Genomic DNA, 21,188 nt, shown 5'->3' with positions numbered 1-21,188 from the left:
TCGAAACTATACCTTCAATGATTTTAATTCATTTCAGTCACACTCGGCGGTTCTCTATACTGAGCGCCTTCATCTTTTTCAGGAATTCCTTTCATGGCTGTGGCCTTAGGGCGCGTAACGCCTGCTGTCCTGCACCATCTTCAGGTCCCGGTGCAGGTGGTGTTGTACGCCGGATTGTTTGTGCTGGCGGAATATCTGGTGGCGTGGGGCCATCTTCCGCTGCCTGCCAATCTGGTCGGTTTAGTGCTGATGCTGGCGCTGATTGTCTGCCGTATTTTGCCGCTCAACTGGGTACGCGCCGGTTCGCGCTGGCTGCTGGCGGAGATGCTGTTGTTTTTCGTTCCGGCGGTGGTGGCGGTGGTGAATTACGCGCAACTGCTGATGGTCGACGGTTGGCGCATTTTTCTGGTGATTGCATTGAGTACGCTGATGGTCCTCGGCGCGACCGCCTGGGTGGTCGATAAAGTGTATCGCTACGAGCTAAGCAGGATGAATCGTGAATAGTCTTGCGTTAAGCCTGCTATGTCTGGCTGTTACCCTCGGACTTTATTACGCCAACAAACGCCTGTATCGCCGCTTTCGCAAACTGCCGCTGATGCCGCTGGTGTTCACCCCGCTGTTACTGGTGCTGATCCTGGTGTTCGGCCACATCTCTTATCAGAATTACATGGGCGAAGCGCACTGGCTGCTGTGGCTGCTTGGCCCGGCGACCATCGCCTTTGCGGTACCGGTGTATGACAATCTGGCGGTGATCAAACGCCACTGGATGTCCCTCAGCGCGGGTGTTGTGACGGCCAACGTAGTGGCGGTGTGCAGCTCGGTCTGGCTGGCACGCCTGTTTACATTGTCGGATGAAATTCAGCGTAGCCTGGCGGTGCGTTCAATTACCACGCCGTTTGCGCTCGCCGCTGCGAAACCGCTCGGCGGGCAGCCGGAGCTGGTGGCGCTATTCGTGGTGATTACCGGTGTGTTTGGCATGGCAGTTGGCGATATGCTGTTTTTGCGTCTCGCCATTCGCGAAGGCATGGCTAAAGGCGCAGGCTTTGGTGCCGCATCACACGGAGCAGGCACTGCGCGTTCCTACGAACTTGGCCCGCAGGAAGGGGTGATTGCAAGCCTGGTGATGATGCTCTCCGGCGTCACGATGGTACTGTGTGCGCCGCTAGTTGCGTGGGCGATGTTCTGAGACATCCCCGGCCGGAAGACCGGGGATAAAGTGCTTAGTGTGCCCGGCCCTGGTCGATGCCAATCCCGGTTTGAGAACGAATAAACTGCGCGCGGAACAGCTCGCGTTCGCGCATTCCGGCTTCGGAGTTGTCCGTGGCGGAGAATACCCAAATCCCGATAAATGCCACGGCGATGGAGAACAGCGCCGGGTACTCATATGGGAAGATGGCTTTTTCGTGGCCAAGGATCTGCACCCAAATGGTCGGGCCGAGAACCATCAGCACAATCGCCGTTAGCAGACCCAACCAGCCGCCAATCATCGCCCCGCGCGTCGTCAGTTTCGACCAGTACATCGAGAGCAGGATTATCGGGAAGTTGCAGCTCGCAGCAATCGAGAACGCCAGGCCAACCATGAAGGCGATATTCTGCTTCTCAAACAAAATCCCCAACAGAATGGCGACCACCCCGAGGATCAGCACGGTGATTTTCGACACCCGCAGCTCATCGCGTTCGGACGCGCCTTTACGGAACACGTTGGCATAAAGGTCATGGGACACTGCAGAAGCGCCTGCCAGCGTCAGACCCGCAACGACAGCCAGAATGGTGGCGAATGCCACGGCTGAAATGAAGCCGAGGAACAGGTTGCCGCCTACCGCATCGGCCAGATGCACCGCCGCCATATTGTTACCGCCAATCAGCTGGCCCGCCGCGTCTTTAAACGCCGGGTTCGCCCCGACCAGCATGATCGCGCCAAAACCGATGATGAAGGTCAGAATGTAGAAGTAACCCATAAATCCGGTGGCGTAGAACACGCTTTTACGCGCTTCACGTGCATCGCTGACGGTGAAGAAACGCATCAGAATGTGCGGCAGACCGGCAGTGCCGAACATCAGGCCCAACCCTAACGACAGTGCAGAAACCGGGTCTTTCACCAGTCCACCCGGACTCATGATCGCCGCGCCTTTCGGGTGAACCGCCATCGCCTGGGTAAACAGGTTATTGAAGCTGAAGCCCACGTGCTTCATGACCATAAATGCCATAAAGCTGGCGCCAAACAACAGCAGGACCGCTTTGATGATTTGTACCCAGGTGGTTGCCAGCATGCCGCCGAACAGGACGTACATCACCATCAGCACGCCGACCAGCACCACGGCGACGTGGTAGTTCAGGCCGAACAGCAGTTCGATGAGTTTCCCGGCGCCGACCATCTGTGCAATCAGATACAGCGCCACGACGACCAGCGATCCGCAGGCCGCCAGAACACGAATCGGCCCTTGTTTCAGGCGATACGAGGCCACGTCGGCGAAGGTGAAGCGCCCGAGGTTACGCAGGCGTTCGGCTATCAGGAACAGGATAATCGGCCAGCCGACGAGGAAGCCGAGAGAGTAAATCAGGCCGTCGTAGCCGGAGGTATACACCAGCGCGGAAATACCGAGGAATGACGCCGCAGACATAAAGTCTCCGGCAATCGCCAGCCCGTTCTGGAAACCGGTGATATTGCCGCCTGCGGTGTAGTAATCGTTACGCGAGCGGACGCGTTTAGAGGCCCAGTAGGTGATGTACAGCGTCAGCAGCACAAAAATCAGGAACATGATGATCGCCTGCCAGTTGGTCGGCTGGCGCTGCACTTCACCACTAATGGAATCGGCAGCGTTCGCCGCCAGCGGCAGCAAGGTGGCCAGCGCCGTCAGTCGTTTTTTCATGGAGTCTTCACCTCACGCAGAACGGCCGTCGTCAGCCGGTCGAATTCACCGTTTGCCCGCCAGACGTACACGCCGGTAAGCACGAAAGAAATGATGATTACGCCAATCCCGATGGGAATGCCGCGCGTGACGCTGGTGCCCGCATGCAGCGGCGTACCGAGCCAGCCGGGCGCAAAAGCAATTAACAGAATAAAACCGACGTAGACCACCAGCATGATGATCGACAGGAGGGTGGCAAACCGTTGCCGTTTTTCGACGAGCTCCCTGAAATGCGCACTGTTTTCTATCTGCTGACAAATATCTTGATTCATCACCGCGTCTCCAGAGGTTCCCCTTCGTCTTTCACGGCGCAGGTGCGTTGGCTGTACACGGTCGCCCCAGCCACATAGTGTTCTATGCTGTTGGGGAGTGTCGTGCTTGCCGCCCGCCTGCGTCACGAAATCCATTGGGGAGGTAAGGTATTGTTTTTATGTAAAAGCACCGTACTGTTCCCTCGCCCCTAAAGGGAGAGGGTTAGGGTGAGAGGAATAATGTACGGCTCAATCCGCTCACCCGACCCTCGCCTGAAAAAGCGAGGGGCACATCACATCAAGAAGGCATTGAGATGGACTGCTTCTCTTCGAGCAGTTTTTCCACCACGCCCGGATCGGCAAGCGTTGAGGTATCACCAAAGTTGCTGGTATCCCCGGCGGCAATTTTGCGCAGAATGCGGCGCATGATTTTGCCGGAGCGGGTTTTCGGCAGCGAGTCGGTCCAGTGCAGCACGTCCGGTGTCGCCAGTGGGCCAATCTCTTTGCGCACCCAGTTACGCACTTCGGTATACAGTTCCGCGCTCGGCTCTTCGCCGTGGTTCAGGGTGACGTAGGCATAAATCGCCTGGCCCTTAATGCTGTGCGGAATGCCGACCACCGCCGCTTCGGCGATTTTCGGATGTGACACCAGCGCTGATTCAATCTCTGCGGTGCCCAGACGGTGGCCGGACACGTTCAGTACGTCATCAACGCGGCCCGTAATCCAGAAATAACCGTCTTCGTCACGGCGTGCGCCGTCTCCGCTGAAGTACATGTTTTTGAAGGTCGAGAAGTAGGTCTGCTCGAACCTGTCGTGATCGCCAAACAGCGTGCGCGCCTGGCCCGGCCAGGAATCGGTGATCACCAGGTTGCCTTCGGTCGCCCCTTCCAGTACGTTGCCTTCGTTATCGACCAGCGCTGGCTGTACGCCGAAGAACGGACGCGTCGCGGAGCCGGCTTTCAGCTCGGTCGCACCCGGCAGTGGAGTGATCATGAAGCCGCCGGTTTCGGTCTGCCACCAGGTGTCTATCACCGGACATTTTTCGTTGCCGATTTTCTTCCAGTACCACTCCCAGGCTTCCGGGTTGATAGGCTCGCCCACGGAACCGAGAATGCGCAGAGAAGAGCGATTGGTGTCCTGAATTGCCTTATCGCCTTCGGCCATCAGGGCACGAATAGCGGTCGGGGCGGTGTAGAGAATGTTCACTTTGTGTTTGTCGACCACCTGGCTCATGCGCGCAGGCGTCGGCCAGTTCGGTACACCTTCGAACATCAGCGTGGTCGCGCCGCAGGCCAGCGGGCCGTACAGCAGATAGCTGTGACCGGTGACCCAGCCCACATCGGCGGTGCACCAATAGATATCGCCCTGATGGTAATCAAAGACGTATTTGAAGGTGCTCGCCGCATACACCAGATAGCCGCCGGTGGTGTGCAGCACGCCTTTTGGTTTGCCGGTAGACCCGGAGGTGTAGAGGATAAACAGCGGGTCTTCCGCGCCAACTTCAACCGGTTGATGCTTATCGCTGGCTTTTTCAACCAGCTCGTTCCACCACAGATCGCGGCCTTCCTGCCAGGCGATAGTCCCGCCGGTACGTTTCAGGACCACTACGTGTTCCACGGTGTTGACGTTCGGGTTTTTCAGCGCGTCATCGACGTTTTTCTTCAGCGGAATGGAACGGCCTGCGCGCACGCCTTCATCGGCGGTGATCACCAGGCGCGAACTGGAATCGATAATGCGTCCGGCGACGGCTTCCGGTGAAAAGCCGCCGAAAATGACTGAATGTACAGCCCCAATACGCGCGCAGGCGAGCATCGCCACTGCTGCTTCAGGCACCATCGGCATGTAAATCGCCACCACATCGCCTTTATTTATGCCGAGCTCGGTCAGCACGTTGGCGAAGCGGCACACGTCGGCGTGCAGTTCTTTGTAGGAAATGTGTTTGCTCTGGGTGGCGTCGTCGCCTTCCCAGATGATGGCGGTCTGATCGCCGCGCTCGGCCAGATGACGGTCGAGGCAGTTCGCCGCCAGATTCAGGGTGCCGTCTTCGTACCATTTGATTGAGACGTTACCGGGGGCGAAAGAGGTATTTTTAACGCTCTGATAGGGCTTCATCCAATCGAGGATTTTTCCCTGCTCGCCCCAAAAGGCGTCAGGATCGCTCACCGACTGTTGGTACTTCGCGGCATACTGCTCCGGGTTGATCAGGCAATTTTCCGCAATGTTTGCGGGAATAGAATGTTTGTGTATTTGGCTCATGCTTTTTTTCTCCCTGCACTTTGTTATCAATATGTCAATATAGTGTTAAGCGTGAGGTGAGTGGTGATTTTGTTCGCTCTTTGGGCGGCAGATCACGCATTGATTACCAGGAAGAACATGGGCTTGCCGAAACCGCGAGAGAGATATTTATCAAACTCACTTACGCGAAAAACTAAATAATAAATTTATCCTATTCAATTTATCAGAATTAAATTAATAATTAACGGAAATAGATCTTCTATCTATAAAATTCACAATATGAATAGATGGTAATGAGGTTTCGCTCTTTATGCTATGCAGTGGCATATTTATAGAGATTATAGCGATATTTTAGTTTGCAGACATTCATTATATGAATGAATTGTAATTTATAAGTCTGTGGCATATAGCCATGATGAATTGATAAAAGGATTGTTGTTGATTAATATCAGCCATGTCTTACCCTCTAGATATATTTTATATAAATGTGTTTCCTTGTAGTTAATACATAAAGGATTTGTATTATGAAATTAAAATCACTCAGCCTGATGATTGGACTCAGTATTATGGCCGCAGGTGCATCATCGGCAGCTTTTGCGCAAGTGGTCGCGAATGATGATCTCAACCGCCTCGAAGGGACCAATGGCAGCGCCATGATGCGCTCCATTGATAATGGGGAATCCTGGCTGGCGCTTGAAACTACTGACACCGGGGTAAATAATAATTTCCCGGGCATTCAGAGCGTTATTGTCGCTAATCAGCTGCCTCAGGTGATGACCACGCCGACATGGGATGCGAGCCAGTCTTATGGTACCGCCAATACCCGCGTACGTTATCAGGGGTATTTTTGGACCAACCAGTGGTGGGCAAATCCCGGTGAAAAACCCGGTGTGAACTCAGTATGGCTGAAAGGTGAAGCCACAAACCTGCAACAGAATATTTTGGGCACATTTAATTTCACCCCGTGGACCGGTGACGTCGCCCAACAGTATCAACAGGATCAAAAAAAGAGTGTGGCTGAACAGCGTAAAGTCGTGGGCTATTTCCCGGAATGGGGTGTTTATGATGCGCACAATAATTTCACGCCGGATAAAGTCAATCCCAAACTGGTCTCCCATTTAAACTACGGCTTTGCGGTCGTTAAAAATGGCGTCGTGACGCTGCACGATAGTGAGAAAGGTCCTTCGCTGATGAAAGACCTGGCGTCACGAATGGCACAGAGCGGCGTGAAATTTATGATTTCCATCGGCGGCTGGGATAACTCTGCTGAAGGTGCGTTTGAAGCTGCGACGGCCACGACAGCAGGTACCGAGCGTCTGGCGCAGAGCATGGTTGATTACATGCTGAAGTGGAAATTCGACGGCATTGATGTCGACTGGGAATACCCGGACACTGAAAGTGAGAAAAACCAGTTTACCTCACTGATCCAGATGCTGCGCAGTAAGCTCGATGCTCAGGGCCTGAAAGACGACAAATATTACCAGCTCTCGTCTGCGGTAACGACCAATCATAATAATATTCAGTATATTAACCCAGAAGTGACAGCTCCGCTGCTGGATAGCGTTAACGTGATGGCTTATGACATCCACGGCGCCTTTGATCCGATCACCGGCCATAATGCGCCGCTTTATGCCAACAGCAAAGATGCCGATCAGAAGCTGAACGTGTCCTCGACCATGCAGGAATATGTTAATACCTGGCGTGTACCGAAGAATAAATTGCTGATGGGTGTGCCTTTCTATGGTCGTGGTTGGGGTAATGTTGAACCAACACAGATTATCCCGGGCCTGCCAGGTCTGTTTGCACAAGGCTCAGCAACCGTTAAGGGCGCGTGGGATGACGTCGGACAGTTTACCGGTACCAACCCATGGTATGTGCTGAAAGATAAACTGTCTAAAGGCGGATTTACCCGTTACTGGGACAGCGAATCACACGTACCGTATATGTACAATGCAGCAACCAAAGAACTGCTGACCTATGATGATCCACAGTCCGTGCGTGAAAAAGTGGATTATATTAACCAGCAAGGGTTTGGTGGTGCGATTATTTGGGATATCAGCGGTGATACTCCGGATTATGAACTGGGCAAACTGGTTGGAAAAGTACTGGATGCTGATGTTAACCCGCAATTTGTCAAATCACTGAGCATTGTCAGAGGTGCAGACGGCTATCCACATATGAGCCTGACGGTAGATAAAGACATGTATCATAAACAAGATATTGTCGCGCACCTTCAACCTTTAGGCGGCCAGCATTATTATCCGTGTACCGTTTCTAAGGGCAATGCATTTGATTGCAAGCTGACTGAAGATGCAAATGGCAATTTGGTTATGGATAAAGCCCTTAACTATTTGAAAGCGGGTGATATTCTTACTATCGAAACCAATGATAAAGCCAAAACGGTACTGGCAACGATGACCGTCACTGCGGATATGGTGAATATTGTAAAGAGCGAAGATATTCTGAATATCAGCTATACAAAGACATCTTACTGGGCCACGAAAATTGATATTGCCCGGCCTGCCTGGATCGGCGCAAGCACGATTTCTTACTATATCAACTCGGAATATATTGGGTCATCCTCAACCAGTAAATCCTATGGCGCCGTGAGTCGTCAGCTAACAAGCACCAAAGCCACGGTGACTATTGCCCGCGATCTGAAGGCAGGAGATGTTGTTTCCGTTGTACGTACTGATGGCATTACAGCAAAAAGTAAAAAACTGGAAGTACTTAAGACACTGACAATCAAATAACTGTTGTCATTTAAGAAAATGAAAACGCCAGCACCGATATCGGGCTGGCGTTTTTTTTACGCACCTAGCGCACTTTCTCGTAACCGGGACTTCAGCTTATTATATTCATCAATAACGTACTGCTCAGCCTCAGGCTGGTCGGTAATTCGCTCGACCCTAACGGCGCAGTACTTGTACTCCGGCGTCTTGGTTATCGGGCTTAGGTTTTCCGTGACCAGCTCATTACAGGCGCCAATCCACCACTGATAGGTCATGTAAACCGCCCCGACGTTCGGGCGATCGCTGACCTGCGCGCGGGTAATGATTTTGCCTTTACGCGAAGACACCCACACCAGCGCTTCGTTCTCAATACCGAGCCTTGCCGCGTCAGCGGTATTAATTTGTGCGTAACCCGGTTCATCGGCCAGGGCGGCCAGCGCGGCACAGTTACCAGTCATCGAACGACAGGAGTAGTGGCCGACTTCACGCACGGTGGAGAGCACCAGCGGATACTCTTCGGTGAGTTTATCGATAGGCGCGACCCAATCGCAGGTGAAGAACTGCGCCAGACCGTTCGGCGTATCGAACTTCTCCGCGAACAGGTACGACGTACCCTGATCGGCGTCTGACTCATCACGGCACGGCCACATTACATAGCCAAGCTCACCCATTTTTTCGTAAGTGGCCCCGGTAAAGCTCGGACACAGATGACGCAACTCATCCCAGATTTCCTGAGTGTTGTTGTAGTGCATCGGATAGCCCATCCGGGTGGCGATTTCGCTGATGATTTGCCAGTCGGTTTTCAGGTCCCACTGCGGCTCAACCGCTTTGAAGAAGCGCTGGAAGCCACGGTCTGCGGCGGTATAAACGCCTTCGTGTTCGCCCCAAGAGGTGGACGGCAAAATGACGTCGGCCGCCGAGGCGGTTTTGGTCATAAAGATGTCCTGCACGATAACCAGCTCAAGGTCTTCAAACCCTTTGCGCACCGCAGAAAGCTCAGCGTCAGTTTGCAGCGGATCTTCGCCCATGATGTAGGCCGCGCGCACTTCGCCATGCGCCGCACGGTGTGGCAGCTCGCTGATGCGATAGCCGGTATGCGCAGGCAGGTTTTCCACGCCCCAGGCTTTGGCGAATTTCTCGCGGTTGGCCGGATTGTTGATGTATTGATAGCCCGGATAGGTATCCGGCAATGCGCCCATATCGCAGGCACCCTGCACGTTGTTCTGCCCACGAACCGGGTTAACGCCAACACTTGGCCGACCCAGATTGCCGGTCAGCATCGCCAGGCTTGTCAGCGAACGCACTGTTTCCACGCCCTGATAGAATTGAGTCACGCCCATGCCCCACAGGATCGCGGCGGATTTTGCACCCGCGTACATCCGCGCACACTGGCGAATTTCCTGCGCACTCACGCCGGTTATCGTTTCCACGGATTCTGGCGTATAGCCTTCAACGATTTTGCGATACTCCTCGAAGCCTTCGGTACGGCTGGCGACAAACGCCGTGTCGTAGAGATTTTCTTCGATGATCACATGGCCAATGGCGTTCAGCAGCGCGATGTTCGAGCCGTTTTTTAAGGCAATATGCATATCGGCAATACGCGCGGTTTCAATTTTACGCGGATCGCAGACGATGATTTTCGCGCCATTACGTTTGGCGTTAATCACATGATTCGCAACGATAGGGTGCGAATCAGCCGGGTTGTAGCCGAAGATAAACACCAGGTCGGTGTTATCAATCTCTGTGATGGCATTACTCATAGCGCCGTTACCGACCGATTGGTGCAGACCTGCAACCGAAGGGCCGTGTCAGACGCGAGCGCAGCAGTCGACGTTATTGGTGCCAATAACGGCGCGCGCAAATTTTTGCATCACATAGTTGGTTTCATTCCCTGTCCCGCGCGACGAACCGGTGGTCTGGATAGCGTCCGGGCCGTATTTGGCTTTGATGGCGCTCAGGCGGTCGGCGACATAATTCAGCGCCTCGTCCCAGGAGACGGACTCCAGTTTGCCGCCACGCTGGCGACGGATCATCGGGGTTTTCAGGCGCGGGGTGAGGATTTGGGTATCGTTGATAAAATCCCAACCGTAGAACCCTTTCAGGCACAGCGTGCCCTGGTTAGTTTTCCCCTGCGCCGCTTCCGCCCGGATTATTTTGCCGTTATCCACCACCAGGTTTATCTTGCAGCCCGATGCGCAGTAAGGGCAAACCGTGACGACTTTTTTCATCGGTTTCGCTCCAGTTTAACAGTCGCATAAATGCGTTCAGCGCTCGTTAATGCAGGTTTTATGCCACTCTTTACGGTATGGGTATTGGCGGGTTTCAGCGTTGGCGCAGCTGACGAAAGAGGGCGGCTCGTCAGTTTTGACGTGTCGAAAGCCATCGGGATGTGACAGCGGTTATAAATTCGTCACCCGGCGCTGGAATTGGCTGGAGCACGCCCCAGAATCATCCAGACTTACTCCATGGCGTTCAGAGCAGGGGCTGATGATGAAACCGGTCATACTGGTGATTGATGACGACACGGCAATCTGCGAACTCCTTCGGGATGTGCTCGCCGAGCATGTGTTTGACGTGGTGGTGTGCCATTTGGGTCAGCAGGGCGTAGCGACGGTGGCGCAGCGGCCAGATATCGCGCTGGTGCTGCTCGACATGATGCTGCCGGATATCAACGGCCTGCAGGTGCTGATGCAGGTGCAGAAAATACGCCCGGAGTTACCGGTGGTCATGCTCACCGGAATGGGCAGCGAATCGGACGTGGTGGTCGGGCTGGAAATGGGCGCCGATGACTATATCGGCAAACCGTTTAACCCGCGGATTATGGTGGCGCGCCTTAAAGCGGTATTACGCCGCAGCGGTGCGCTGGCGGTGGACGTGCGCAGCGGGCAGGGCGGCGGAATCACCTTTAACGGCTGGCGGCTCGACACCGAACGCTGCGAGCTGTTCGACCCCACGCAAAACGCAGTGGCGCTAACCCAGGGCGAATACGGATTGCTGCTGGCCCTGGCGCAAAACGCCCGGCGCGTGCTCAGCCGGGAACAGCTGCTGGAGCTGACTCACAGTGAAAGCACCGAGGTGTTTGATCGGACAATAGACGTGCTGATCATGCGCCTGCGCCGCAAAATAGAATGCAATCCGCACCAGCCGACGCTTATCAAAACCCTGCGTGGGCTGGGCTATGTCTTCGCCGCTGATGTGACAGAGGCTGGTGTCGGTCCGTGCAAGCGCAGCGCCGCCGGGCAATTCTGACGGCTCACACGCTGTTTTCGCTGATAAACAAGGTCAACTCATCAAGGGATTTCGCCCCGTCAATCGCATTGGCGCACAGCAGACTGGCGCGCGCACAGGCGTGGGCCAACTGCACGCTTTGGCGCAGCGCCCAGCCTTCGTGACAACCGTACAGGAACCCGGCGCAAAAGGCATCGCCCGCGCCGACGCTGCCGATAATCTCATTTTGCGCCAGCTGCCAGGACGGCACCCATTCGCCCGGCTCACCGGGCGCTTCGCACCACGCGCCTTCAGGGCAATGGATAACCACCCGCTGTTTCACGCCTGCCGCCAGCAGCAGCGCCGCAGCCTGGGCGATGTTGTCGATTATTGGCTCACCGTTTTCGATACGGATCGGCAGCTCGCTAAACTCCCCGGCTTCCAGTTCGTTAATCACTAAGTAATCGACATAAGTCAGCGCCGGACGCACCAACGGCTGATAACGCGGGTCGCCTTTGCGTGACACCAAATCCAGCGACGTTTCGTAGCCTTTCTCGCGCATCTGCGCCAGCAACCGCGCGGCCCGCGTGCCGTACTCTTTGTCCGCCAGATCCAGGCTGTCGAGCAGCAACAAATAGCCGAGATGGAAGATCTTCATCGATCCTTCCAACCGATCAAAGGCCGGAAGATCCAACAGCCGGTTCGCGCCGGGAGAATGGAAAAAGGTACGCTGCCCGTCGGGATCAGTCATCACCTGGGACATCGACGTCGGTGCAAACGACGTGCGCTGCACGTGCTGGCGATTGACGTGATACTGGTCGAGCATCGCCATGATGTAATCGCCGTCCGCATCTTCGCCAATCAGCCCCACCGCCTGCAACGGCATATGGTTGCGCATTTTAGCCAGCGTCAGCAGCACGTTCAGTGGCGCGCCTCCGGTGGATCGTTCACTGTGAGTGATCTCCGCCAGCCAGCCGCGCTCCGGCCATTGCACGATGCGATGCACGTGATCAACCAGCATATTTCCGGCGGCAATAATGCCCTGGCGTTCCATCAGACTTTCCCCGCGCTGCCGAAAATCCGCATCTGTTCGGCGACGGTATCGGTAATGGCGGTTTCGATGCCCAGCAGTAGCTCGGCAAACTCATCATAAATCGGCTGACGCTGCGTCATGCGTTGCTCAACCGCGCCCAGCGCCGCCTGCGACATGCCGGTGTAGAAATTGATTTTGTGAATACCAAGCTCAATGGCGCGACGAAAATCTGCATCGCTAATGCCCGACCCGCCGTGCAGCACCAGCGGTAAACCCGTTTGCTGACGAATCGCGTCGAGGCGCGCGAAATCGAGTTTCGGCTCGCCTTTGTATTTGCCATGCGCGTTGCCGATGGCGACGGCAAGCGCATCAATGCCAGTTCTGTCGACAAATTCGCGGGCCAGATCCGGGTTGGTGAAGAAGGCTTCATCGGCGTGACCGTACAACGCGCCACCTTCATCACCGCCGACTGCGCCGAGTTCAGCTTCCACCGACACGCCCACCGCGTGGCACATCTTCACCACTTCGCGGGTCTGGCGGATGTTTTCGTCGTAGTCGAGGGTCGAGCCATCAAACATCACCGAGCTGAAGCCCAGGCGCAGGGCGCGCACCACCGCCTCAAAATGCAGGCCGTGATCGAGATTCAGCACCACTGGAATGTCGTGGCGAGCGGCCTCAAAACGTACCGCCTCCACCAGCGATTCCAGCGACAGATATTTGAAATGCACCTCGGCGATATTGATGATGAACGGCGAACGCTCCTGCTCTGCTGCGGCAAACAAGGCTCGCAGGAAATGCGAGTCGAGCACATTAAACGCGCCCAGCGCATAGTGGTGTTCCCGGGCGTGGGCCAGTCCTTCGGCAAGAGAAATCATCGGCATAGCATTCTCCTTCAGCAGCGAAACAGTCGGTATTCATTGCACAGCACCAGATGGGCCGGCTCGTCTTCTTCAATGTTGTTATAGCGGTCGAGAGGCGTCAGGAAGTGATTATCGTGTTCGTCATCGTTCACCGTCGACACTTCGCCCACCAGCACGTCGCCAAAGCCCGGCTCACCCCAGAAGCTGTGATACAGCCCCGGTGGCAGGCAAATGCTTTCGCCTGGCGCTAAGCGCAGCTGACTGCCTGCGGCATGGGTCTGACGACAGCCATCCAGCGTCACTGTTACGTCGCTGCTTTCCGTTTGTTCCTGGGTATTGGCGTTCCACAGCTCGACAATCAAATTGCCGCCGCCGCGATTGATGATGTCTTCCCGCTTACGCCAGTGGAAATGCATCGGCGTCACCTGTCCGTCGCGCACGTGCATGATTTTTTCAGCATAGCTCTTTTCGTAGGGCATACCGTTTGGCGAGCCGTTGCGGAAGGTAAACAGGGTCAGTCCCTGGGCGGCGAAATTGTTGCCGCCAAAGGTGGTGACGTCCCAGCCGAGTTTGAGGGCAAACACTTCGTGCCAGGTATCGGGGTCAAGCTGCTGCCATTGCGTCGGAGGAAAGCTGGCGAACGGCGGAAGGTGCATGTCATGCATGGAGAAAAATTGCCGCGTCTGGCCGAGTATGTTGTTAATTTCGGAGCGTTTCATTGGGTCTCCTTCGCTGTGTTTCCCCCTCACCCTAACCCTCTCCCCATAGAGGAGAGGGGACCGTTCGGTTTTCCCCCTTGCCTCAAAGTGCGGAGGGGACCAGTTGGTTTTCTCTTTCGCCTCAAAATGGAGAGGGGACCATTTGGTTTTCCCCCTCGGCTCAAAGTGGAAGAGGACCGTTCGGTTTTCTCTTTCGCCTCAAAATGCAGAGGGGACCATTCGGTTTTCTCTTTCACCTCAAAGTGTAGAGGAGACCGTTTGGTTTTCCCTCTTGCCTCAAAGTGCAGAGGGGACCGTTTGGTTTTCTCTTTCGCCTCAAAGTGCAGAGGGGACCATTTGGTTTTCCCCCTCGGCTCAAAGTGGAAGAGGACCGTTCGGTTTTCTCTTTCGCCTCAAAGTGGAAGAGGACCATTCGGTTTTCTCTTTCGCCTCAAAATGGAGAGGGGACCATTTGGTTTTCCCCCTCGGCTCAAAGTGGAAGAGGACCGTTCGGTTTTCCCCCTTGCCTCAAAGTGCAGAGGGGACCATTTGGTTTTCCCCCTCGCCTCAAAGTGGAAGAGGACCGTTCGGTTTTCTCTTTCGCCTCAAAGTGGAGAGGGGACCAGTTGGTTTCCCCCCTCGCCTCAAAGTGGAAGAGGACCGTTTGGTTTTCTCTTTCGCCTCAAAGTGCAGAGGGGACCATTCGGTTTTCTCTTTCACCTCAAAGTGTAGAGGAGACCGTTTGGTTTTCCCCCTCGGCTCAAAGTGGAAGAGGACCGTTTGGTTTTCTCTTTCGCCTCAAAGTGCAGAGGAGACCGTTTGGTTTTCCCCCTCGGCTCAAAGTGGAAGAGGACCGTTTGGTTTTCCCCCCTCGCCCCTTTGGGGAGAGGGCCGGGGTGAGGGGAGAAGGCAAATTACTTAACCGTCCATCCCTTATACGACCCGACGCTTTTCTTGTCGATCATCGTCACCGGAATCAGCACCGGTTCAGTTGGCGCGGGTTTGCCCTGCAAAATGTCATAACCAATTTCCACCGCTTTCGCCGCCATGACCTGCGGATCCTGGGCAGGCGTTGCCACAAACAGTGAATTTTGGCGCTTCAGCGCTTCTTCCCCGTCCGGTGAGCCATCCACGCCAACGATAAAGAACTCTTTACGTTGCGCCTGTTTCGCCGCCAGATCGGCACCGATCGCCGTCGGATCGTTAATCGCAAATACCCCGTCGATCTTCGGATTCGCCGCCAGCAGCGACGTCATCACTTCCAGCCCGCCTTCGCGACTGCCTTTGGCGTTCTGGTTATCAGACAGCACTTTGATATCCGGGTGTTTTTTGAATTCTGACTGACAGCCTTCGACGCGGTTTTGCACCGCTGACACCGGCGGTCCGTTGATGATGACCACATTGCCTTTACCGTTCAGGCGGTCGGTGATGTATTTACAGGCCATCGCGCCCGCCTGGGTGTTATCGGAAGTGATGGTCGCATCGGCTCCTACGGCCGCCACGTCAACCGCCACCACCACAATTCCTGCCTCTTTCGCGCGCTTCACCGCCGGGCCAATGCCCTTCGAATCCGCGGCGTTGAGGATAATCATATCGACCTTGGCGGCGATAAAATTATCAATCTGCGATACCTGCTGACCCAGATCGTAGCCGCTGGAAACCAGCGTCACTTTGACGTTATCTCCGGCGAGCTTGCGGGCCTCCAGCTCAGCCCCTTTGGTGATTTGTACGAAGAACGGGTTGGCGAGGTCGCCCACCGTCACACCGATAGATTTCAGCTCTTTTGCCTGCACAAACGGCGCGGCGGCGAGCAGAGTGCCAGCACAGAGTGCAATGGCGATTGGCTTCAAACGCATGTTGTTTTCCTCACAGGTAAGATGTTGTTGTTATGCACTTTGATGGTGTCGGGTACGGTATTTGTCGATCAGAACCGCAATGATGATCACCGCCCCTTTGATCACCAGTTGCCAGAAATAAGAGACGCCCATCAGCGTCATGCCGTTGTTGAGGGTGGCGATGATCAGCGCCCCCACCAGCGTCCCGGTGATGGTGCCGATGCCGCCGACGAAGCTTGTCCCGCCGAGGATAACGGCGGCAATGGCGTCCAGCTCATAGCCCATGCCGAGGTTGCCGTTGGCGCTATAAAGCCGCGAGGCGCTCATTACCCCACCCAGCCCCGATAGCAGGCCGCTCATGCCGTAAACGAACAGCAAAACCAGCCACACTTTGATGCCGGTCAGGCGCGCCGCCTGCATATTGCCGCCCACCGCATAGATATGAACACCAAGCGTGGTGCGACGCAGAATGAACCAGCACACCGCGATCACCGCCAGCGCAATCACCACCAGCCACGGGACTGGCCCGAGGTAGTTGTTACCTATCCATTCAAAGCTGATGTCGGAGTTAATCACCGTGGTGCCGTCTGCCAGTAGATACGCCGCGCCGCGTAGCGCCGTATAGGTGCCGAGCGTGACGATAAAGGGCGGTAGCCCGGCAAACGCCACCAGCGCACCGTTGAACAGCCCGAGAATCAGCCCCAGCATCAGCGCCGCTGGAATGGAAAGCAGAGCGAATTGCGGAATGAGCGACACCACCATCGCTGCCACCGCCGTGGTGCCGAGAATCGAGCCAACGGAGAGGTCTATCCCGCCGGTCAAAATGATGAACGTCATCCCCGCCGCCAGCACGATGTTGATCGACGCCTGACGGGTAATGTTCAGCAGATTGCTTTCGGTGAAAAAGTTCGGCGTGATTAAGCCAAATACCGCCACAATCAATATCAGGATCGGCAGGATCCCCACGGTTTGCATCAGATCGCCCATCAGCATTTTTCGGGCAGACGCCTTAGCAACCTGCTGCGGCGAGGGCACGGAATTTTCTTTTTGCGTGGTCATGGTTGCACCGCCTGGTGATGGGATTCGTTTACGCCGGTTGCCAGCGTCATAATATTTTCCTGAGTGATGTCATGGGCCAGCAACTCTCCGGCAATGCTGCCTTCTCGCATCACGTATACCCGATCGCTCATGCCGACGATTTCTGGCAATTCGCTGGAAATCATCAGGATCGCCACGCCCTGGCGCGCCATCTGATTCATGATGCGGTAGATTTCACTTTTGGCCCCGACGTCCACGCCGCGCGTGGGTTCATCGAGAATCAAAATGCGCGGGCCAATCGCCACCCAGCGGGAAATCAGCAGTTTTTGCTGATTGCCACCGGACAAACCGCCCGCGCGCACTTGTGAATGCGGGACGCGGATATTCAGCAGCTTGATGGCATCATCAGAAATGGTCTGGGCTTTTTTACGGTCGAGCATTCCGAAGTGTGAGTCGCGTTCCAGCGTCGCCATGGTGATGTTTTCCTGCGCCGCCAGTTCGAGGAACAGGCCCTGTTCTTTGCGGTTTTCCGTTAAAAAACCGATACCTAAATCTATGGCTTCCCGTGGGGAATGAATCAGCACCGGTTCGCCGTCCACTTCAATCACCCCGCCGGTGGCCTTGCGCACGCCGAAAATCAGCTGCGCCAGCTCGGAACGTCCGGCCCCGACCAGCCCCGCCAGTCCGACGATTTCGCCAGAACGCACCAGCAGACTGCACGGCTGCACTTTGCCCCCATCGGTCAGGTGGTGAACATTCAGACGCGGCTGGCCGTGTGGGATATCGCGCTCTTTGTTGAACAAATCGCTTAACGGGCGGCCGACCATCATCCGCACCAGTTCGGAGGCGTTGAGCTTGTCGCGGGTCAGGCTGCCGACGTACTGCCCGTCGCGCAGCACGCTGACGCGGTCGGACAGCTCGTACACTTCCGCCATGCGATGGCTGATGTAGATAATCGCCATCCCTTCGTCGCGCAGGCGCAGGATCAGCTCAAACAGGCGCTGGGTTTCACGGGAGGAGAGGGCTGCGGTGGGTTCATCCATCACCAGAATGCGGCTATTGCGGTGCAGTGCGCGGGCGATTTCGACCTGCTGCTGTTCGGCGATGGTGAGCTTCATTACCCGGTCGGTGGCTTTGAACTGCGCCCCGAGGCGGTTAATCACTTCCTGCGCCTGAAGCACCATGGTTTTGCGCTGTACTAGGCCGCCGCGCGACAGTTCGCTGCCGAGGAAAATGTTTTCGGCGACGGTGAGATTGGGCGCGAGCTGCATCTCCTGATAAATCAGGGTGATGCCTGCGGCCAAGGCGTCTTTCGGGCTTTTTATGGTATGGGGTTTGCCGTCAATCAGGATCTCACCGCTGGTGGCGGTATAGGCACCCGCGAGAATTTTCATCAGCGTGCTTTTTCCTGCGCCGTTCTCCCCCATCAGCGCGTGGATTTCTCCGGGAAAGACCGTCAGGTCGACCCCTTTCAGCGCATAAAACTTGCCAAAGGCCTTGGCGATGTTGTGCATCTCCAGCACCGGCGTCTGACTCATGGCTGCACTCCTGAGGATGGTCGATATCAGCAGTCCATCACAGGAAAGTAAATGCAAAATGTCAGAGGCCGTTCATATTTGTCATAGTGCTGAAAATTTGATTTTCCTCACCGTTTCCCCCTCACCCCGGCCCTCTCCCCGGAGGGAAGAGGGAGAAAACCGTCGCCTCGACCAGTGGGAGAAGGAGACGCCAGCTCGAACAATCCCCTCGCACAGTGGGAGAAGGAGACGTCAGCTCGGAACAGTCCCCTCGCCCCTTTGGGGAGAGGGAGAAAAACCGTCGCCTCGCCCAGTGGGAGAAGGAGACGTCAGCTCGGAACAGTCCCCTCGCCCTTTTGGGGAGAGGGAGAAAATCGTCGCCACGTCCAGTGGGAGAAGGAGACGTCAGCTCGGAACGGTCCCCTCGTCCAGCGGGAGAAGGAGACGCCAGCTCGGAACGGTCCCCTCGCCCCTTTGGGGAGAGGGTTAGGGTGAGGGGAAACACACAACAGCCGGAGCCATTATGCCCATACGCCGTCCTTCGTTTTTCGCCAGTGCGCGCGGCCGCCTGCTGTTTTTCAATCTGTTGGTGGTGGCGGTCACGCTAATGGTGAGCGCGGCAGCGGTGCTCGGTTTTCGACATGCGAGCCAAATCCAGGAACAGGTGCAGCAGCAAACTTTCGACGACATGACCGGCAGCATGAATCTGGCGCGTGACACCGCCAACGTCGCCACTGCCGCGGTCCGGCTATCGCAGGTCGTCGGCGCACTGGAATACAAAGGCGAAGCAGAGCGCCTGCAGGCCACACAGCAGGCGCTGAAGCATTCGCTCGATCAACTGGCCACCGCGCCACTGGCGCAGCGTGAACCGGAACTGGTGCAGCGCATTATCCAGCGCAGTAACGAACTTCAGCAAAGCGTGGCGGGCATGTTGCAGCGCGGGCAGCAGCGCCATCTGGAGCGCAACGCGCTGCTCAGCTCGCTGTATCAAAATCAAAGCTACCTGCGTCACTTACAGGAGATTAACCGGCGTCAGGGAGAAGACTCGCTGGATGGACGTCTGCTGCTGGAAATGGACCGGCTGATTACCGCGGCGATTGAAACGTCGACGCCGCGCTCGACGGTACGTCAGATTGACACTGTGATGCACGCGCTGCCAACGGAAAACGCGGATCCGACAATCGCCTTCATATTGCCGGATTTCAATGCAGAACTGCGCAAACTCGCCCCGCTTTCCCAGAGTCTGGAGCAAAGCGATTTGGCGATCAGTTGGTACATGTTCCACATCAAGGCGCTGGTGGCGATCCTTAACGGCGACATTAACCAATACGTGGCGCAGGTGGCACAGGCGTCTGAGCAGCGGGTAGCGCAAAGTCATCGTGAACTGGGGTCGATTATCGACTTAATTCTCAGCTTCGCCCTGCTGGCGCTGGTGATCACCGGGTTTGCGGGCTGGTATATCTATCGCAATCTGGGCTGGAACCTGACCGCTATTTCTGACGCGATGTCGCGGTTGGCGCATGGCGAACAGGACGTCTCGGTTCCTGCATTGCAGCGACGCGATGAGCTGGGGGAACTGGCTCGCGCGTTCAGCGTTTTTGCGCGTAATAAATCGACGCTGGAGCACACCACCCGGCTGTTGAAAGAAAACACCACTCAGCTGGAAACTGGTCGCATCGAGCGGCAGGGGCTGGAAGAAGCGCTGTTGCACAGCCAGAAAATGAAGGCCGTTGGGCAGCTGACGGGCGGTCTGGCTCATGATTTCAACAACCTGCTGGCGGTGATCATCGGCAGTCTCGAACTGGTCAAACCCAATGAGGCTGATGCGCCGCGAATATCCAGAGCATTGCAGGCTGCTGAGCGCGGGGCGCTGCTGACTCAGCGTCTGCTGGCGTTCTCGCGTAAACAGTCGCTGCACCCTCACGCGGTGGAGATGAAAGGGCTGCTGGAAAACCTCGGTGAACTGATGCGCCACTCGCTGCCCACCACGCTAACGCTGGAAATCGAGGCGCAATTCCCGGCGTGGTCGGCATGGATAGATGTCGGGCAGCTCGAAAATGCCATCATTAACATGGTGATGAACGCCCGCGATGCGATGGAAGGCCAGGCTGGCGTCATCAAAATTCGCACCTGGAATCAGCGCGTGAACCGCAGCGACGGGCGCAAACAGGACATGGTTGCGCTGGAGGTGATCGACCATGGCAGCGGTATGTCGCAGGCGGTAAAAGCCCAGGTGTTCGAACCGTTCTTCACCACCAAGCAGACCGGCAGCGGTTCCGGACTGGGCCTGTCGATGGTGTACGGTTTTGTGCGCCAGTCCGGCGGGCGGGTGGAAATCGAAAGTGCGCCAGGGCAAGGCACCACGCTCCGGCTGCAGTTGCCGCGTTCAATTTTGCAGGCGGTTGAGCGTGCGGATGAAAGGGTGGTCGACGACGAAATGCCCGCCGAACGGCTGGCGCTGGTGCTGGAAGACGAAGCCGACGTGCGCCAGACCTTGTGCGAACAGCTGCATCAGCTGGGCTGGTTAACGCTGGAGGCAAGCCGTGGCGAACAGGCGATTGCGATGCTGGATGCATCGGAGGATATCGCGATGCTGGTCAGTGATTTGATGTTGCCAGGCAGGCTCAGCGGCGCGGAAGTGGTCAATCACGCCCGCACACACCATCCGCAGGTGGCGGTGCTGATTACCAGCGGCCAGGATTTACGGCCAGCGCATAACCCACAGCTGCCGGACGTCGTACTGCTGCGCAAACCCTTTACCCGAGCGCAGCTGGCGCAGGCGCTTCGTCATGCACAGACAGGTCAGGTGTCGCCGCGCGAACAGCGGCGCAATTGAGATTCCTCCGCTACCCGCCTGCACGGCCGTTGATTA

At 56.1% G+C, this 21,188-nt stretch carries 15 protein-coding genes; 5 read left to right on the top strand and 10 right to left on the bottom strand.

The features are described from left to right. The first annotated feature begins 93 nt into the window (after positions 1-93). Positions 94-504, top strand: a complete 411-nt coding sequence (locus tag MUU46_RS02390; RefSeq protein WP_159759743.1) for a CidA/LrgA family protein — start codon at positions 94-96, stop codon at positions 502-504. Continuing rightward, positions 497-1,186, top strand: coding sequence for an LrgB family protein (locus MUU46_RS02385; RefSeq protein WP_133462031.1), 690 nt, complete (start codon positions 497-499; stop codon positions 1,184-1,186). The genes MUU46_RS02390 and MUU46_RS02385 overlap by 8 nt, the downstream gene beginning before the upstream one ends. Before the next feature lie 34 nt (positions 1,187-1,220). Here the strand turns inward: MUU46_RS02385 and actP are convergent, their stop codons facing one another. The 3 genes from actP to acs form a co-directional block, all read right to left on the bottom strand. Further along, the gene (actP, locus tag MUU46_RS02380) at positions 1,221-2,870 is read right to left on the bottom strand and encodes a cation/acetate symporter ActP (protein ID WP_159759741.1); all 1,650 of its coding nucleotides are present in this window, start codon (positions 2,868-2,870) and stop codon (positions 1,221-1,223) included. After that, complete coding sequence (locus tag MUU46_RS02375; protein WP_258964667.1) at positions 2,867-3,181, bottom strand: DUF485 domain-containing protein; 315 nt, start codon at positions 3,179-3,181, stop codon at positions 2,867-2,869. The genes actP and MUU46_RS02375 overlap by 4 nt, the downstream gene beginning before the upstream one ends. 277 nt (positions 3,182-3,458) lie before the next feature. Beyond that, complete coding sequence (gene acs, locus MUU46_RS02370; protein ID WP_258964666.1) at positions 3,459-5,417, bottom strand: acetate--CoA ligase; 1,959 nt, start codon at positions 5,415-5,417, stop codon at positions 3,459-3,461. Between the two features lie 503 nt (positions 5,418-5,920). On the opposite strand from acs, the gene MUU46_RS02365 reads away from it, so the two are divergent. Next, entirely contained in the window at positions 5,921-8,149 is a 2,229-nt protein-coding gene (locus MUU46_RS02365; protein ID WP_258964665.1) for a glycosyl hydrolase family 18 protein, read from the top strand. 56 nt (positions 8,150-8,205) lie between these two features. Here the strand turns inward: MUU46_RS02365 and fdhF are convergent, their stop codons facing one another. Continuing rightward, on the bottom strand, positions 8,206-10,356 hold the full coding sequence (gene fdhF, locus MUU46_RS02360; protein WP_159759733.1) for a formate dehydrogenase subunit alpha: 2,151 nt from the start codon (positions 10,354-10,356) through the stop codon (positions 8,206-8,208). Positions 10,357-10,618: 262 nt separating this feature from the next. On the opposite strand from fdhF, the gene MUU46_RS02355 reads away from it, so the two are divergent. Further along, the gene (locus MUU46_RS02355) at positions 10,619-11,377 is read left to right on the top strand and encodes a response regulator (protein WP_258964693.1); all 759 of its coding nucleotides are present in this window, start codon (positions 10,619-10,621) and stop codon (positions 11,375-11,377) included. 4 nt (positions 11,378-11,381) lie between these two features. On the opposite strand, the gene MUU46_RS02350 is transcribed toward MUU46_RS02355, so the two are convergent. From MUU46_RS02350 to MUU46_RS02325, 6 genes are all read right to left on the bottom strand, one after another. Then, positions 11,382-12,389, bottom strand: coding sequence for a carbohydrate kinase family protein (locus tag MUU46_RS02350; RefSeq protein ID WP_258964664.1), 1,008 nt, complete (start codon positions 12,387-12,389; stop codon positions 11,382-11,384). Next, complete coding sequence (locus tag MUU46_RS02345; RefSeq protein ID WP_258964663.1) at positions 12,389-13,249, bottom strand: ketose 1,6-bisphosphate aldolase; 861 nt, start codon at positions 13,247-13,249, stop codon at positions 12,389-12,391. The genes MUU46_RS02350 and MUU46_RS02345 overlap by 1 nt, the downstream gene beginning before the upstream one ends. A gap of 11 nt (positions 13,250-13,260) precedes the next feature. Further along, entirely contained in the window at positions 13,261-13,947 is a 687-nt protein-coding gene (locus MUU46_RS02340) for a D-lyxose/D-mannose isomerase (RefSeq protein ID WP_258964662.1), read from the bottom strand. An 893-nt stretch (positions 13,948-14,840) separates the two neighbouring features. Further along, complete coding sequence (locus MUU46_RS02335) at positions 14,841-15,782, bottom strand: ABC transporter substrate-binding protein (RefSeq protein ID WP_159759725.1); 942 nt, start codon at positions 15,780-15,782, stop codon at positions 14,841-14,843. Positions 15,783-15,812: 30 nt separating this feature from the next. Continuing rightward, positions 15,813-16,820: an ABC transporter permease subunit gene (locus tag MUU46_RS02330; protein WP_258964661.1), complete on the bottom strand. Its 1,008-nt coding sequence runs from the start codon at positions 16,818-16,820 to the stop codon at positions 15,813-15,815. Then, complete coding sequence (locus MUU46_RS02325; RefSeq protein ID WP_159759721.1) at positions 16,817-18,337, bottom strand: sugar ABC transporter ATP-binding protein; 1,521 nt, start codon at positions 18,335-18,337, stop codon at positions 16,817-16,819. Before MUU46_RS02325 ends, MUU46_RS02330 begins: the two co-directional genes overlap by 4 nt. A gap of 502 nt (positions 18,338-18,839) precedes the next feature. Here MUU46_RS02325 and MUU46_RS02320 point away from each other — a divergent pair. After that, positions 18,840-21,152 carry a hybrid sensor histidine kinase/response regulator gene (locus tag MUU46_RS02320; protein WP_258964660.1) on the top strand — a complete coding sequence of 771 codons (2,313 nt, stop codon included), beginning with the start codon at positions 18,840-18,842 and terminating at the stop codon, positions 21,150-21,152. Positions 21,153-21,188 lie beyond the last annotated feature (36 nt).

The sequence above is a fragment of the Scandinavium tedordense genome (genome assembly GCF_024764965.1).
Taxonomy (GTDB): Bacteria; Pseudomonadota; Gammaproteobacteria; order Enterobacterales; family Enterobacteriaceae; genus Scandinavium; species Scandinavium tedordense.
Note: the sequence above shows the minus strand (reverse complement) of the source record. Positions and strands in the feature narration are given on the sequence as shown.